Origin of the sequence: Bacteroides xylanisolvens XB1A (assembly GCF_000210075.1) — a bacterium.
Lineage (GTDB): Bacteria > Bacteroidota > Bacteroidia > Bacteroidales > Bacteroidaceae > Bacteroides > Bacteroides xylanisolvens.
The window spans coordinates 3,403,511-3,420,177 of record NC_021017.1 but is presented as its reverse complement, the minus strand read 5'-3'; the positions used below and the strand labels follow the sequence as shown (position 1 = coordinate 3,420,177).

The window sequence follows — 16,667 nt, the reverse complement described above, 5'->3', positions numbered from 1 at the left end:
TTTATTACTTATTATATAATCACTTCATTATTTAGATACTTACATTAACGAGATAAAATCTTAATATCCGAATCACTTAACCCATAATCAACAAGCGTATATTTTTTGCCTTTATACGGAGTCGGCATAAACCGCCCAGAACCTAATGTATCGTAAATGATCGGATTGAAAGAAGCACTCCTTTTTGCCCTGAACAGCAACACACAGAACTGACCGGAAACAGCATATCCAAATTCAATATCCTCTACTCCCTCTCCCAGCACTTCATAACCTTGCAAGAGAGGTTCAACACCTTTAAACATAAAATTAAGTTTTACAGTCAAATTATCGGCTAAATCTATCTCAAGGGTATTCCGCATTGGAGAAGAAATGACAGCCCCTAATACATTCCAATTCGTATCATAATTAGCTAAAGTTGTCCATATTATCCCGTCAGAACTTACCCCTCTAAGCTTCTGCATCAAAGTCGTTTCGTAAGGATACAAGCGCTGCGAATTAGCAACTACACAATTCAGGAAAGAAAACTTATCCGCAATATCCCATCCCACCAAATCAACAGGACAATCTAGAATCTTAAAATTATCATTTAATACAGTAAAAGTAGAATTGGACAACTTCACTTTCAAATTGGGGTTATTCCCTTCTGCCTGAATAAAGCTGGTTCCAAAATTATTCAAATATGAAAAAGAAATCTGTTGGTCCAGCATCAAATCCGGACTATAACCCTCATTCACGACGATTCCTCTATCAATCGTATCATAATAGATTTGATTGAAAACAAAAAATCCGCCACTAGCTATACGTATTCCGACTGTTGAACGGTAATTCTTACCATCCTCAAGATGGGTCCCTCCGGTAGTATCCCAAGAAAGAATATGTACATTGTTCAATATATGACCGGCAGATTTCGTAACTAAAGCTTCTTTTGTACAATAAATAAAAGTGTCAGATATCTTACAATCACAACAAGATTCATCTATATAGATACCGTATACATTATCATTCGAAGAGATGCCTTGAATTGTTACATTATCTATCTTTGTATCCGAGCTACCCGTTCCACCAGTTCCAATACCTTCAGGAACGTGTATGCGGATATGTGTATTACGTCCTCGCACCAGACTCATCGTACGTATCTGCACCAACTGCTTCCTTCCGTTTACTAGAATTCCATTATCTGCATTATAACAATCCAGAATTCCTCCTTCAATATAAGAGAATCGCCGGTGTGAAACATCGGTAAAATAGGTTTCTGAATAACCTACTTTAATCAATGCTTCCAAATGGACATCACTTTTAACCGTTGCATTCTTATCAAAAATAAGATTTACATTTTTGGTATATTCCAATGGCAGAACGATAGGCTCCGTCAAGTTATAAGTTCCGGCAGGAAAATAAAGCGTTTTCCCATAAGACTGACCGACCAAATTATTAAGTTGAGAACCAATCAGTGTTCCATCATTCTTAATATCATAATCAATGACTGATACAATATCTTCATTATGCCCTTCCTTGACTTCAACAACAGCCTCCGGTAATGAATCATCATCGTTACATCCCCAAATTGGCATAAAAGATAATAAGCCTAAAAATAAAAAGTTAAGTTTCTTCATTTTTCTTGTTTTTTTTAAGTTTAACGTAAAGTTTGAAATGAAGAGGCCGGTAATCCTGCACCGTTAATTAAGTTACATGTAGGATTATCTCCCCATCCATAGCGAACAGCCAAAGGATGTTTTACCATTTCCGATGATACAATGATTTCATTTCCACAGATTTCAGCTTCCGCCCAATGATATTTTCCGTCTATCCCTGCTATGGCAAACCCTGTCAATTTTTTCCCATCAGACGTTTTTAATCCTCCGTCTGCACACTCAAAAGAGAGAATAACCTTGTCTCCTTTCACACGGTAAGTCTGATAAACCGGACCACTACAAACAATCCGCTCACCATAGGTATCGGCACGTGCTAATAAGGCAAGTCTACGCCCTACTTCCTGTTTGTTTTTGGGATGAATATCATTCATATCGCCGATGTCTATGGTAACGGCCATACCCACATTGTCATAATACAAAGCTGTCTGGCGCTGCGCTTCTCGTAATTCAGCCCACTGTGAGTCTCCCGGTTCATCTGCTCTCTCTAAATAATTAGCCAATTGCACAAGGTAGAAAGGAAAATCATTCCCCCATTCCTCACGCCAGCTCTGAATAAGTAATGGAAGCAATATCCTATATTGTGTAGCACGCCCTACATTATTCTCTCCCTGATACCAAATAACCCCACGAAATTTGTAAGGTGCTAATGGATGAATCATCCCATTATAAAGCACTGTTTGCACATTCGGATTCATCTCAAACACCGGATCAATATGAGATTGAGCGGCAACTTTACACTTCCATTCACCAGATATAAGAATCCAGTCTCCGACATCTTTGCTTAACTTCATTTCACCTCCGATGCCACACCCTCCTCCAGTATCCACGATACGAACAGTAATTACAGCTTTGCCCGCTTTTACTAAATTACCCGGTATTTCATAAGTACGGGAATGAGTATATCCTTTCGTGCTCCCTATCTCGATTCCGTTAAAATAAGTAATATCCTCGTCATCCACATACCCCATGTGTAAACTCAACGGTTTTCCCTCCCATTGTTCTGGAATATCCACCGTCTTTCGCCCCCAAACAATACCATCAAAATCAGGAAAAGTCTTTTCGATATTTCCGGGGAAAGAATGAGATATCCATCCTTCGTCATTATAAGAAAGAGTATTCCAAAAAGGCTTTCCATTTCTCATTCCTTTATCTAACGACAAAATCTTTGCCTGCCTTTGTTCTTCCTCCGCCTGTAAATCACAATCCTTGTTTCCCAATCTTCGGATAAGCTTCAATTGCTCAACAAAATCGGGAACTTCGCCCAATGCTTGAGCACTTATCCACGACTCTATATTAGTACCGCCCCAATGGGCACAGATAAGTCCTACCGGTACCTGCTGCGTGCGTGCTATTTCCCTACCGAAAAAATAGGCTGCTGCTGAAAACTCCCGGATAGTACCCGATGAACACACTTGCCATCCTCCTCCGACAGCAGTAAACTCCTGCGACGGACTTAGACTAATAGTATTACTCACAGTCATCAAGCGTATATTCGGGTAATTGGCCTGTGCCACCTCTTGTTGATAGTTTTTTACTTTGCCCCATCCTTCTACTGGCATTTGCATATTCGACTGACCGGAACAAAGCCATACTTCACCAATCATTACATTCTCCAATCTTACTTTTTCTCCATCTATTATTTCTAAATGATAAGGTCCCCCGGCTTTTGGGATTTTGATGTTTACTTTCCAATTACCCGTCCTGTCAGCTATATTCTCATATTTCTCCCCACTCCATGAAGGAATCACTATAACTCGCATTTCTGGAGATGCTTTTCCCCAAACAGGTACTTCAGCCTCTTGCTGAAGTACCATATTATCGGAAAATAAAGGAGATAACTTAACTTTGGCACAAGCGATCAGTGACGCAAATAATCCCGACATTAATATAATCCATTTATACATATCACTCCGACTTACAAATTATCACCATTCGATTGCCTGATCTTCATCCGGAATCTGAATATTAATTTTACGCTCCATATTGACTGTCCCTTCAACCGTATAACTTATAGGAGTGCCCGGGACAGAAGTGACATCATCAAACTCATATTTGAAATTCTCAATAGTAATCGTCTTATGTTTGAGATATGGCAATGATGCGTCCATCTTCTCCGTCACTTTCCATGTCGGATTTTTTATCAGTTTGAAATGAATGTCCGGATCGGGGGCAGAAAGGGTAACTGTCCCGTCGGCATTGAGCGTGAAAATAATCTTGTACTTTCTGCGTTCCAGTTCCTCTTCGTTTATCAAGCCTGCATAGAAGAATATGGAATGCTCGTCTACCACAAATGCAGTACGTTCATTAGTAGTCATTTTATTACCGGCATCCTTAAAGCCTACTTGCATAGTTGTGGTAGAATAGGTACCTGAGTAATCATTGAAAGGAATCACACGCAATAATGCTTTCTTGTAATTCTTCCTTGGATGAGGCTCATAACTGCCGGTCGGACTTTCTGCAATTGTGAGCGGCAATACCCATTTGTCGACCAAATCAATTCCACTCAGTTTAAAATTGATGTCCAAAATTCCCATGCAATCGCCTGCTGGAATCATTACTTTCATATCATTCAACTCATAATAACCGGAGGTAAGCTCTCTGTAATACAAATCCTTTCTATTATGAAAATACTCCCAGTTGATACTTTTCAAGGTGTCTGAATCTATCGCCACCTGTACCTCCGTATCACTTCCGGCCATTGTAGAGCCACTCATAATGAGAGGTAACTGATAGGTTACCATGCCATTCGGCTTGTATTTTACATAAATATCAGTCACTCCTTTTGCATAATTCATCGGCGCCTTAAATGAAACATAGTGTTCATATTGTTCGTCAGTCCATTCTTCATTACAAGCTGCGCAAAACAATACCATCAAAACAGCAAGTAACGGATAATATATTCTTTCTTTCATATTCATTTTATTATAAAGGTTAATCATAGTAAGTCCAACCGGGGTTTTGAGTCAGCCGCTTATTGCGCTGTAACTGTCCGTGACTAAAGGGCCAGAAATAGCTTTTTTCTACAAAGCGGACAGGCAACGACATAATTGCCACCGGCGTATGAAACAAATCGCGGCGAGCTTCATCCATCAGCATATTGCATCCGTAAATCAATGTTTCTTCCTCCTGAGGAGCATCTTTCCAACGTCTTAAATCGTAATAGCGGTGGTTCTCGCCCATAAACTCTATCTGACGTTCGCGCTTGAGTTTCTTCCGGAACATTTCTTTATTCTGATACTCGGAAGAGGTATAATCAGGCACACCTGCACGAATACGAACAGGCTGGATACCTTTTTTCAGTTCATTCACATCACGTCTTAATGTGTACATTGCCGAGCCATCCCAGGATGGGATGTCATAACTTCCATCCAGTTCATTTAATGCTTCGGCATAAATCAATAGGATTTCCGCATAGCGAATAGCAGTCTCTGTTTTTTGCCTGTAATAAAAACTGTTTTGGTATTTAGCATCATAAGGGTTCACATATTTTTTGATACCGATACCTGTAAATATACGATTGCCGCCATTGTATCCTTCGGAAGTCCCACGATAATACCAGACTTGCTGGTTAGGACTGGCAGCTCCATCTTTTCCATTCAATGAAGACATATTCCACACACTGCCATTGAAAGCGACTGATGCATAGAAACGGGGTTCACGATTGGCATATTGTAAAGAAACTCCGGCGCGCAAAGGTTTGTAGCGACCGGCATCTACATCTTCACTGGTCACATAACCGCTTAATCGGGCACTTCCATCTCCCCGCCCTATCTCTTTATCTTTACCCGGACAATCAGTACCGTCGGCCATGTAGTAGGAGTCACATTGTTTCTGTGTCATTCCATGCATACTCCATCCTCCGGCCACCGTCGGCAACTGATGCAATACCATGTTTGCAATGCCATCCGGTGAGTTAGTTCCTTCTCCACTATGATCGACCGTTATGTTATCCACACGTGAAAAAATAAGTTCCGGATTTGCATAAGCAGAGAGTTCGCCATTAAAAACAGAACGATATGACTCAAAAGGATCAATGTCGGCATATCCGTCCGGCCAACTTTTTTTGGAGAAGTTATTATCATCAAACGGCTCGATGGTCTCCGGATAATCGTCCGTACCGCCACCTCTTATACGATTCTTGACATACAATTGATAGCGATGACCATTATTATTTCCCGGTAACTCCATCACATCTCTTGCAGCAGCAGCTGCCCTTGCCCATTTCGATTCATCGTATTCGGCAGAAAGCAAACGATTTCCTTCGTCATCTACCATTTGTTGTGCATAAGAATCGGTATTGCCATTCATCAACGGGCTGGCGGCATATAAAAGGACTTTGGCACGGGTGGCTAAAGCAGCTCCACGGGTAGGACGCGCTATATTGTTGGCTCCTCGCTCCAAAGGAAGATCCTTGGCTGCCAACACCATCTCGGATGTGATATATTCCACGCATTCGTCATACGTATTACGCGGACGGGCTAATGCATCATAATCCTGTGTATAATCTTCTCCGGCATCCGGAATCAAAGGAATGGGACCATACTTACGCAAAAGCAACCAGTAATAGTAAGCTCGCACAAAGCGTGCCTGTGCTGCATAATCAAGCCTTTCTTCCTCTGTCAGCTGCGTATTCATGTGGATATACTTCAAAAAAACACATGCTTTATTGATACCCAAATAGCAATTAGTATAAGTCTCTTGCATCCAATCCTCATTATACTCCACATTTCGGAAATAAGAATAATAACCACCTGCTATATTCTTATTCCCCCAATTATTCCAATCTGCCCAATAAATATCATCGGCAAAATTAGTCGGCACACTCTCTTTTCCACCAATATCCTGATTTTGGTCTCTGAGATATGAATAAGTGTTGGAAAGCCACGAATCCGTATAATCCCTGTTCGTAAACACTTTCTCAATCGTCAGGCGGTCCTTGAAATTATGTTCCACCTCCAAATAATCGCTACACGATGCCAGATAGCAGACCATAAATAGTATAGCACCAGTATTATATAACCATTTCATACTTTTCATTTTTTATAAGTTTACATTTAATCCCACTGTGATAGATTTAGATAACGGATAAGCTGCTCCATTCGAACTGTTCATCTCCGGATCCCACATCTTGAACTTTGACCAAGTAAGCAAATTGGTACCAATTAAATAAATGCGTACATTATTGAAATGCATCTTGTTGACGAGAGGCTTAGGCAAGGTATAGCCTATTTCCAAAGTCTTCAAACGCACATAAGAGCCATCACGCAACCAGAAAGAGGATTCTTGATAGTTGTTGTTACTTCCGCCATAACTTAACCGGGGATATTCTGCCCGCACATTTTCTGTGGATTCAGTGCCCGATTCATCTCTTGAAATCCAACGGCCGGCTACGACGTCTTTTAATATATTGCCTTTGCTACCGTTGACGAAAGGACGGACACCGCTTCCATTGATAAAGAAAGAAGACTTACCTGCTCCTTGAAAATGCAGATTAACATCTAGCCCTTTCCACTGAGCGGAAATACCCATACCATAAATCAAATTGGGGACGGTAGTCGCTCCAATGGCTACCCTATCCATATCAGAAATAATTCCATCACCATTGACATCCTTATACTTGATGTCACCCGGTTGGTAGGCACCGAAAGTTTGCTGCGGACTATTACGAATGTCTGTATAATCCTTGAACAATCCCAACGCTATAAGACCTTTCGCCTGATTCACACGGTATTCCTGTTCCATTAAATAAGGATAAACATTGTTCTGTTCATCTTTATCTTTCACTTCATTTTTCGATAGAGTCATGTTTCCCCGCATGGTGAGTTGGACACTCCCAACCTGCTGCTTATATGCAAAGTTTCCATCCACTCCTTTTGAGAGAACTTTCCCCACATTAGCTTGCGGAAGTGTCATCCCATTTTCTACACCTGCTGTGGCAGGAAGATATCTACGGTACATGAAGATGCCCTTACGGTCTTCATGGAAGTAGTCTATTGTCAAGGTGAATTTATCGTCAAACAAACTCATATCTAATCCGATGTCATGCTTGGTGGCGATTTCCCATGTCACACCGTCATTAGCATAAGACGTATAACGTAATCCCTGAAAAAGAGTGGTTCCATACTTTTCATAACCATAATCCGCCCAGTTATATCCTCCGAAGGCAGAATAATAACCGGCATTGTCTCCCCAAATATTGGGATTGGGAGCACCCCCATAACCGATTGTATATAAATAAGGAAAACGTATCAGTGTAGTACCATTAGCTTCATACATTTTATCGTTACCGACCTTACCCCAAGAATAACGTACTTTAAACATATTTACCCACTTCAGGTTCTTCTTGACAAAGGGTTCTTCTGCTATATTCCATGCCACAGAATAGGCCGGGAAGAAACCAAATTGATGACCCGCAGCAAAATTCTCAGAACCGGTATATCCGAAATTGAAATTCAGAAAATAGCGATAATTCCAATTATAGGCAATTCTTCCAGCCAACCCTTGATGGCGCATAGGGAGCGAATTCTTGATATCATTACCAATCTCCTGGGTTTTCACCTTTGAATCCTGTGTATATTTCAATGTCCCGCTAAGAATATGGGATTTAAAATTCCGGTTATACTGGAGTTCGGCTTCAAAGTACTCTTTTCGTTCACCCGTATTGCCGGAAGTCTGGGTCATTTCTTGTTCTGCCCGCTTTCGCGTAAAATTGATAGTACCATCATCTTTTCTAAAGCGATCCGCACTCCATAAAGCCGGACATTTATAACGCTTGATAAAATTATAGTTATCTGTGTCAAAACCAAAACGCCCTATAAAATTCAATCCTTTCGTAATGAAATCTAATTTTTGATTCAAAGTAATATTAGTCTGAATATTATTCCACCACTGTTCATTATACCCACATTGAGTGGAAGCTACCCATGGGTTAATATCGCCGTCCGAATTGGTAGGAGTATATCCATTGGAGTACATAATGGGCATGCTAGTAGGAGTTTGATTTAAAATGCTATTCCAGATCTCATGTGAAGTCATACCCGATTCATTCATTTTTTTTAGCGAACCACCGATACCCACTTGCAACAAAGTAGTACGTGTTACATCAATATCCGCATTCATACGGTAGTTCCAACGCTTATTGTTACTATTGGTGTTATAGTCCTCATTCAGTGATTTGTCTACTTTATACATACCACCTTCGTCAAGATAACTGCCCGAAACGAAATAACGTGCATTCTGTCCACCGCCACTCAAATTCAATGTTGCCCGATAACTCATAGCTCCATTTTTTAACAAGGTGTCCATCCAGTCCACATTCGGTAATAAATCGGGGTCTAGTCCTTGTGTGAGAATTTTTAGTTCATTTCCACTATAAATAGGTTCGAGATTACGGGTTCTGCGCGCCTCATTAGCCAGATTAGCATAAGTAATACCGTCTACAAAATCAGGAGTAAATGTACGTGTATTGTAAATTGTCTCCACTTTCGCATCAACAGTTATTTTATTGATCTTACCACGACGGGTAGTAATCAAGACTACACCATTAGCACCACGCGATCCATAAATAGCCGTTTCCGAAGCATCTTTCAATACGGTGAAGGATTCGATATCTTCATAATTCAATTCATTCATATCACGTTCAAAACCATCGACCAGCACTAATGCACTTGACCCCGCTCCAAACGTAGAGATACCACGAATCCAAAATTCAGAAACATTTTTTCCCGGCTGCCCGCTAGTCTGACGTGCTATTATACCTGCAACATTCCCTGCCAAAGAGTTGGAAATACTACCTGTAGGAGAGGTTCTTAATTGTTCTACATTGATAGTAGACACGGCTCCGGTCACCGTTAGTTTCTTCTGTGCACCTGTAGCAGTAATCACTACTTCATCCAATGTCGTTTCGGTTTTTTCTTTCATTACTACGTTCACTGTGCGCTCTTCTCTCACAAGGATCTCTTGTGTCTCATAACCAATGTAAGAGAAAATTAAACGATTATATGGTTGCATTTTAATGCTAAATTTACCATTTATGTTCGTGATAGAACCCAACCCCGGTACGTCTTTAACGGACACATTAGCCCCGATGAGCGGTTCTTGATTTTCATCCGTAACCACTCCAGTCACAACAATCTGCCTATGGGTGGACTGCTGAGCCGAAATTCCTGCCGCAAAACAACATAGAGCGGCTATTATAACTAAGAATTGTTGTTTCATGTTTTTCATACTATTTTTTATTCCACAATAATCTGACGGATACGGTGATTATGCTGATCACCAATATAAAATATCTTATTCACTTCATCAAAGGCAATACTGTGCGGTCCGTTGAAACGGGCTTCCTGAAGCAAATCGCCGTCAACGTATCCGAAATGGCTATTATCCATTGCCACGCTTCCACGCCCTGCGTATCGGATGGCCTCGGCATTAGGAGTGACCTTCCATATCAGATCTCCAGGGTGGTTATCATACAATTCTCCATCTGCCACATAAAAGTCATAGATATCGTCTTTATGCTGCTCTATGTATTTCTCATTTTTCACAAAAGTGCCCTGCCACATCACCCCCATACGGACATTCGTTCCTACACCTTCATTGTATCCCTGATTCCAATTTCCAACATAGATACTCGGCAGTTCCAGCCAGTTTGTCGTCTTGTTAAACTGGCATTTGAAGATAGTTCCTTCACGCGGACGCATGAGATAGGCAAAGTCACCGGAAAGATGAAAGTAAACATACATCCATATCCAGTTTCCACCCACAGAAAACATTGTTTCCACTTCTTTTGTTGCCATATTATAGCGTTTGATAGTGGCATCCGATTCCTGAGCAAAATAGATGTCACCCGTCTGTGGATGAATAGTTGCCGAAATAACCCATTTATAACCGGAAAAAAGCGAATGAGCTTTCTTAAATCCTTCGCTACGCAAAAGCATAGTGACAACAATCGGAGAATCACCATTGGAATAATTACTCACAAATAGAGTATCACCAGTCAGACTCCAGCATAAAGAACGCGGATCTTGAATATTCAACTGCCCCACCGTTGCCACTGTAGTCAGTTCTTGTACCTCCATGTCGATCAAACGAATACTACTTTTATCCTCAATCATATAAATATGATTAGGGTTCTTAGGATCAATGCTCAGCCATGTAGGCGAATTCAAACCACAATCACTGAATGGGCCATCCTTCACTTCATATCGCCCAGTCTCATCCACATAGCCACATAACGTAGTAACCTGCGTATTGGCTATATAAGTAAATCTGTCAGGAGCTATAGCAGCTTGATCACCAATAGAAATTTCTATAGTCCCTTTATCGGCATTGCGAGGTACCATACAATATATGCACTCATTGTTACAGTTTACGACTCTAGTCTCCACGCCTCCCAACTTCAAGTTAATCAAGGAAGGATCATTACCGAAGTTTTTTCCATAAATAAGTAACTGTGTTCTTGGAGTGACTTCCCTGGGCTCGAAGCCCACAATTTCAATAGGCAAACTGTTATCAAAAGCTTGCTCCTTTCTCTTTTCATCGTCTTTACAACCGATGAAACAACCAAGCAAAGCAAGTAAACAAAATGCCTTAACAACATTCATTCTTTTTCCTGTCCTGTTCATCATAATAATAAATTTAGTTAATAATAAGATTTAATAGTCAATGGGCCCAAAGGTTTATTAATTACAAATATAGAAAGGAGGGCATTAATTATAGGCTAATTCCTAACTAACAAACAATAAAAACTAATCAAACAGCTCTAGAATTAAATAATTTGTGCTTTCTTTGCAAGTATTTTAGCAAAGAAAGCACTATGAAATTTCAAAATTGCTTATTTTTAATATTGCTTATCGTTTGTCTATCATGCCAAAGCAAAAAGACTGATAAACAAACAGGCATTGACTCTACACTTTTCTACACAAATCCTGTCATAGGTGGAGGATCCGAACCATGGGCCATCTTTCATGAAGGAAAATATTACTATACTCAAAGTTTAGCAGACTGTATCATATTATGGGAAACTGACGATATAACACAACTGGCAGAAGCAGCCAAAAAAAACGTATATTCGCCCCAAAATGCCCCTGGTATATCTCATCTTTGGGGACCAGAGATACACTATATGGACAATAAATGGTATATCTATTGCGCTGCTGATGATGGTAATATAGACAATCGTCAGATATATGTGCTAGAAAATGAATCTCCCGATCCTATGAAAGGAGAGTTTGTCATGAAAGGAAGAATATCGACCGATAAAAATAATAACTTGGCTATTCATGCTAATCCTTTCGAGCATAATGGCAAACGTTATCTAATCTGGTGCGGATGGGAAACCAGAAGAATTTATCAAGAAACCCAATGTATCTATATCGCTGAAATGAAAAATCCATGGACACTAGCCTCAGACCGTATATTAATATCCAAACCTGAATACGAATGGGAATGTCAATGGATCAGTGTAGATGGCAATAAAACCGGTTATCCTATCCATGTGAATGAAGCTCCACAATTTTTCCGTTCCAAAAACAAAGACAAATTATTAATATATTACTCTGCAAGCGGTAACTGGACACCTTATTATTGTGTAGGGTTATTAACAGCTGATGCTAACAGCGATCTTCTCAACCCGAATTCATGGAAGAAATCTCTGGAACCTGTATTCAAACAAGCACCAGAGAATCATGTGTATGGCCCCGGTAGCCTGTGTTTCATACCTTCACCCGACAAGAAAGAATGGTATATACTTTACCACGCTCGAAACGCCCTTCGTGACATGTTCGTTTTGGACGGTCGGACAACACGCATACAAAAGATAGAATGGGATGAAAATGGAATTCCCATTTTAGGAATCCCCCAAAAGGAAAGCACCCTGCTTCAAAAGCCGTCTGGCACCCCCACGAGTGATAGGAACTAGCTGTTATCCTTTATAATCTTTCGGTAATACCCCAAACTTTTCTTTAAAACACTTTGCAAAATACGAAGAAGTAGTAAACCCTAACTGTTCGGCAACTTCAGCTATTCGTATACCACTCATGATTAGTTCAGTCGACTTATTCAACCGAAAGTTCTTTATATAATCATGAGGCGGCATACCAGACAGAGCCTTTATCTTCCGGGAAAAATTAGAACGACTCATATTCATCTGCTCTGCTAACAAATCTATCGAGCAACTCTCATCAGCAAGCAGTTCCGACAAAATCGTATTTACCCTCTCTATAAATTCTACATCTTTTTGTGAAAGAGCAAAATCCGCCAATGAAGAAGCCGGACTTCCAGAAAGATTAATCATCAACTTATGGAAGGCCAGTCGCAGTTTTAATAAGTTTTCGATTTGTTTATGGAGCTGCTTAATAGAGAATGGTTTCTCAATATATGCATCAGCACCATTTTCAAAACCTTCCGCTTTTGAGTCTAACGTTGTCTTCGCTGTCAACAAGATAACGGGAATATGAGAGTAAACTAGATCTGATTTTATATAGTTGCATAGTTCAAGACCATTCATTTCGGGCATCATAATATCACTTACAATGACATCAATACTCTCACGTGAAAGTATTTCCAGTGCTTCTTTTCCATTGCAGGCAGAAAAAACTTTAAACCAATCACTTAGAGATTCTCTGGTCAAATTTAATAACTCGACATTATCTTCCACCAACAAAACAATGAATCTCTTATTTCCAAACTCCGAATCCGGCATTTTTTTTCCTTCCACATCTATCATCTGCATTTCAGCAAATTCATTCGGAATACTTTCCGTTACTACTGTTTCCAACGGCAAAGACAATATAAATGAGGAACCACCTTCCATCCTATTTTCTAATGATAAAGTTCCATGATGAGCTTCTGCCAAAGATTTGGCAAATGCCAAACCAATCCCTGTACCTGTAGACGTTGCCACCGGATCATCCGGCAATTGATAGAAAGCCTGAAATATCTTATTTTGCTGACCTTCAGGGACTCCGGGGCCATCATCACTCACTATTATATTTACCCTATCGCCCAATAATATTAGCCGCATCTCGACTTGAGATTTTGCATATTTAATAGCATTTCCTACCAAGTTTACCAAAATTTTACTAACTTTCTCCGAATCAATCATCACACTAATTTCTTCAGGAGGTAAACTAAGACAGATTGTTAACCCTTGCAAATCTACAGAACCATTGAACTGATTGAATATATCACTCATCAACGCATTAATACTACACTCCTTCATGCTAAGTTGCAATGCTCCACTCTCCATCTTCTGAAAATCAAGTAACTGATTCGTTATTCCCAACAGATAATTTACATTCTTATCCATCACCGAAAGGTATTTTTCTTTTCTTTCTTCTTTTTCCTCTTCCCTCAACTTTTCCAGAGGGAGCCGAATCAGACTAAGAGGAGTACGTATTTCATGTACCAGATTGATAAAAAAATTGATTTTCGATTTATACATCTCTTTTTCCTTGGCAACCTGATAATCCTCCATACGACGTTTATATTTACGCTTGACATAGAGATTCCAACGCCAACCAATATAGCAAGCTGTACACAGAAATAATAGTATATACATAAAATAAGCGACACTAGTCCGCCACCAGGGCGGAGTTATCACAATCCATAAGGAAGCCGCTTTCTCATTCCAGTGATGGTCATTGTTAGAGCCACAAACTAAAAACTCATATTCCCCAGCTGGAAGATTGGTGTATGAGGCCGTATTATTAGATGAATGTATCCACTCCTTATCAATACCTTTCAACATATAAGTATAACGATTTCTGTGTGGATCTTCATAACTAAGTGCAACAAAACGTACTGTAAAACTATTATTTGTATAGGGTAATTGGATCTTATCTGCTTTATAGAAGGGCTTATCTAAACGAAGCAGCCGTTTCACTTCTTGTTCATCTGTCAAATAAGGGAAACTAATATCAGTAACATAAACAGGGGGAAGATAGGTATTATCCGTAAACTGCCCCGGTTCAAATACATTGAAACCATTGATTCCTCCAAAATAGAACTTCCCTGTGGACGATCTCAATGAAGACTGTGCAGTAAACTGATTACCTTGCAAACCATCATTTACGGTAAATAAGTGAAAGTTCTTTTGAGACACGGGATTAATGCGGCATAATCCGGCATTACAGGAAATCCAAAAATCACCGGTCCGATCCTGTTCTATAGAGAAAATTACCTTATTAGGCAACAATGTATTTTCCGGGTCGAAGTCAATGAAAGTCTCCGTATCTTTGGAGAATGAGCATAATCCTCCTCCATTGGTTCCAAACCACATTGTTCCTTTCATATCTTCAAACAATGTAATCACAGAATTACTGGTAATAGTTGTTGTATCTTCACGTATATGTTCAAAATGTTCCCAACGATCGTTCACTGTATTATAACGAAAGACACCACTATTTGAGGTCGCAACCCAAAGACTATTGTACATATCCTCATAAATATCAGTTACAGAAGCCATAGAGCCGACATGAATGATTGTCACAAAATTATCCAATTGCGAATTGTAACGACATAACCCCCAACTTGTTCCAACAAAAACATCTCCTTTTCGGTCTTTAAAGAGACTCAAGACATCATTACTACAAATTGTATAGGGAATATCGCGAGAATGGACATAACTCTTTACTGCTCCAGTTTTCAGGTTTAGCACATGCAACCCTTCCGCATAGGTTCCTATCCAAAGGCGGTCGCCATCTAGCAGCAAGCTACGAATGTCATATCTCGCATCCACATTCTTTAAAGTATACTCCGAAAGTGAATGAATTTGTGTATTGAAAAAACATAACCCGTTCCGGGTTCCCACCCAGATATTTCCATTCTGGTCTTCACAAAGAGGGCCGATCTCCCTGCCAAGCTCTAATGTACCTGATAATGAGATAAGGGAATAGTAATCAAAACGCTTCAATTGCTTAGTCATGTAACTCACTCCGCCGGAGTTAGTCATCACCCAAAGTGTACCTTCGGCATCCCACATCATTGCATTAACAGTTGGATCGCCCAATGCCCGCAAGCCAAAGGGAGAATCGCCTCTACGAAATGTTTTAAGGTCGCGATTGAACAGATACAGTCCATTATCCGTACCAACTAACAATTCTTTTTCGTTATAATCCATCAAACAGAGAATAGCACCGAAATTCTGTGCAGACGCATCATAAATTTTCAAATCCGGGCTTCCTTCCTGATAACAACCTAATAAATTAGTACCCACACCAAACCATATTTCATTCTTAATACTATAGAGACAATTGATTCTCTGACTGCCTATGTTTGAATCTGACAGAACCGGATAATTTTGCAGAAAGGTTCCCTTCTCATCAAAACAAAATAGTCCTTCCTGCATTGAAGAAACATAAATACGGGAATCTGCACTCTGACAGATATCCCAAACAAAAGAAGTATGAATACTATTCTGTGTCAGCACACCTGTCACTGGTTCATAAATAAACACACCTTGCCCCAACGTAGCAATCCAAATCAAACCGCTTTGAGTTTTTATGATTTTCTTCACCTCACTACTGACAAATACGCCATACCGTGTTGTTTCATTAAAATAAGAAAAGCGGTCAGTAGAACGGTCATAGATATAAAGTCCCGAATTTGTTCCTACCCAGATATTTTCCCCTTCTTCCAAAAGGGAACTGACGAAATTATTACCCAAAGAATATTTATTATTCAAAGCATTCCGATACACCCTGTTGCCACAACCATCATAACAATTCAGTCCATCACTTGTGCCAATCCACAAAAAGCCATAGCTATCTTGAATCGAACACCAAGTCGTATTGTGCGAAAGTCCGTCTTCCACCTGATACCTTTTAAAAGAGAAATCAGTAGAAGCGAATATGGCTTCAAAATTGAAAACGATTATACAGATAAAGGCTGTAACCTGTTTTTTCATATAAATAAGAAGTAAAAAGATTAATCCAGATCAAGTCTACCGCCGATCCAGTCAAAACCCCGAACTTATTTTATCTTTAACGACAAATATCTCGGACAGCAGATTTAACA

The 16,667-nt window shown here is 39.9% G+C and carries 8 protein-coding genes; 1 reads left to right on the top strand and 7 read right to left on the bottom strand.

Annotation, left to right across the window (positions count from 1 at the left end; all coding sequences use genetic code 11):
• Positions 1-44 precede the first annotated feature (44 nt).
• Genes BXY_RS13390 through BXY_RS13365 form a run of 6 tightly spaced genes read right to left on the bottom strand, consistent with a single transcriptional unit; the run spans position 45 to position 11,278 of the window.
• Entirely contained in the window at positions 45-1,613 is a 1,569-nt protein-coding gene (locus BXY_RS13390; RefSeq protein ID WP_004316854.1) for a hypothetical protein, read from the bottom strand.
• Between the two features lie 20 nt (positions 1,614-1,633).
• Complete coding sequence (locus BXY_RS13385; protein WP_015532173.1) at positions 1,634-3,535, bottom strand: sialate O-acetylesterase; 1,902 nt, start codon at positions 3,533-3,535, stop codon at positions 1,634-1,636.
• 42 nt (positions 3,536-3,577) lie between these two features.
• Positions 3,578-4,564: a DUF4973 domain-containing protein gene (locus BXY_RS13380; protein WP_004316856.1), complete on the bottom strand. Its 987-nt coding sequence runs from the start codon at positions 4,562-4,564 to the stop codon at positions 3,578-3,580.
• Between the two features lie 19 nt (positions 4,565-4,583).
• Positions 4,584-6,680 carry a RagB/SusD family nutrient uptake outer membrane protein gene (locus BXY_RS13375; RefSeq protein WP_004316857.1) on the bottom strand — a complete coding sequence of 699 codons (2,097 nt, stop codon included), beginning with the start codon at positions 6,678-6,680 and terminating at the stop codon, positions 4,584-4,586.
• Positions 6,681-6,692: 12 nt separating this feature from the next.
• Complete coding sequence (locus BXY_RS13370) at positions 6,693-9,878, bottom strand: SusC/RagA family TonB-linked outer membrane protein (protein WP_004316858.1); 3,186 nt, start codon at positions 9,876-9,878, stop codon at positions 6,693-6,695.
• 8 nt (positions 9,879-9,886) lie between these two features.
• Positions 9,887-11,278 carry an IPT/TIG domain-containing protein gene (locus tag BXY_RS13365; protein ID WP_015532171.1) on the bottom strand — a complete coding sequence of 464 codons (1,392 nt, stop codon included), beginning with the start codon at positions 11,276-11,278 and terminating at the stop codon, positions 9,887-9,889.
• 188 nt (positions 11,279-11,466) lie between these two features.
• On the opposite strand from BXY_RS13365, the gene BXY_RS13360 reads away from it, so the two are divergent.
• Positions 11,467-12,570, top strand: a complete 1,104-nt coding sequence (locus BXY_RS13360) for a glycoside hydrolase family 43 protein (protein ID WP_008018854.1) — start codon at positions 11,467-11,469, stop codon at positions 12,568-12,570.
• A gap of 3 nt (positions 12,571-12,573) precedes the next feature.
• On the opposite strand, the gene BXY_RS13355 is transcribed toward BXY_RS13360, so the two are convergent.
• Positions 12,574-16,557, bottom strand: coding sequence for a hybrid sensor histidine kinase/response regulator transcription factor (locus BXY_RS13355; RefSeq protein WP_004315370.1), 3,984 nt, complete (start codon positions 16,555-16,557; stop codon positions 12,574-12,576).
• Positions 16,558-16,667 lie beyond the last annotated feature (110 nt).

Coding starts and splice junctions, on each gene's coding strand:
- BXY_RS13390 (WP_004316854.1), bottom strand. CDS start 1,613: ATGAAGAAACTTAACTTTTTATTTTTAGGCTTATTATCTTTTATGCCA.
- BXY_RS13385 (WP_015532173.1), bottom strand. CDS start 3,535: ATGTCGGGATTATTTGCGTCACTGATCGCTTGTGCCAAAGTTAAGTTA.
- BXY_RS13380 (WP_004316856.1), bottom strand. CDS start 4,564: ATGAAAGAAAGAATATATTATCCGTTACTTGCTGTTTTGATGGTATTG.
- BXY_RS13375 (WP_004316857.1), bottom strand. CDS start 6,680: ATGAAATGGTTATATAATACTGGTGCTATACTATTTATGGTCTGCTAT.
- BXY_RS13370 (WP_004316858.1), bottom strand. CDS start 9,878: ATGAAAAACATGAAACAACAATTCTTAGTTATAATAGCCGCTCTATGT.
- BXY_RS13365 (WP_015532171.1), bottom strand. CDS start 11,278: ATGATGAACAGGACAGGAAAAAGAATGAATGTTGTTAAGGCATTTTGT.
- BXY_RS13360 (WP_008018854.1), top strand. CDS start 11,467: ATGAAATTTCAAAATTGCTTATTTTTAATATTGCTTATCGTTTGTCTA.
- BXY_RS13355 (WP_004315370.1), bottom strand. CDS start 16,557: ATGAAAAAACAGGTTACAGCCTTTATCTGTATAATCGTTTTCAATTTT.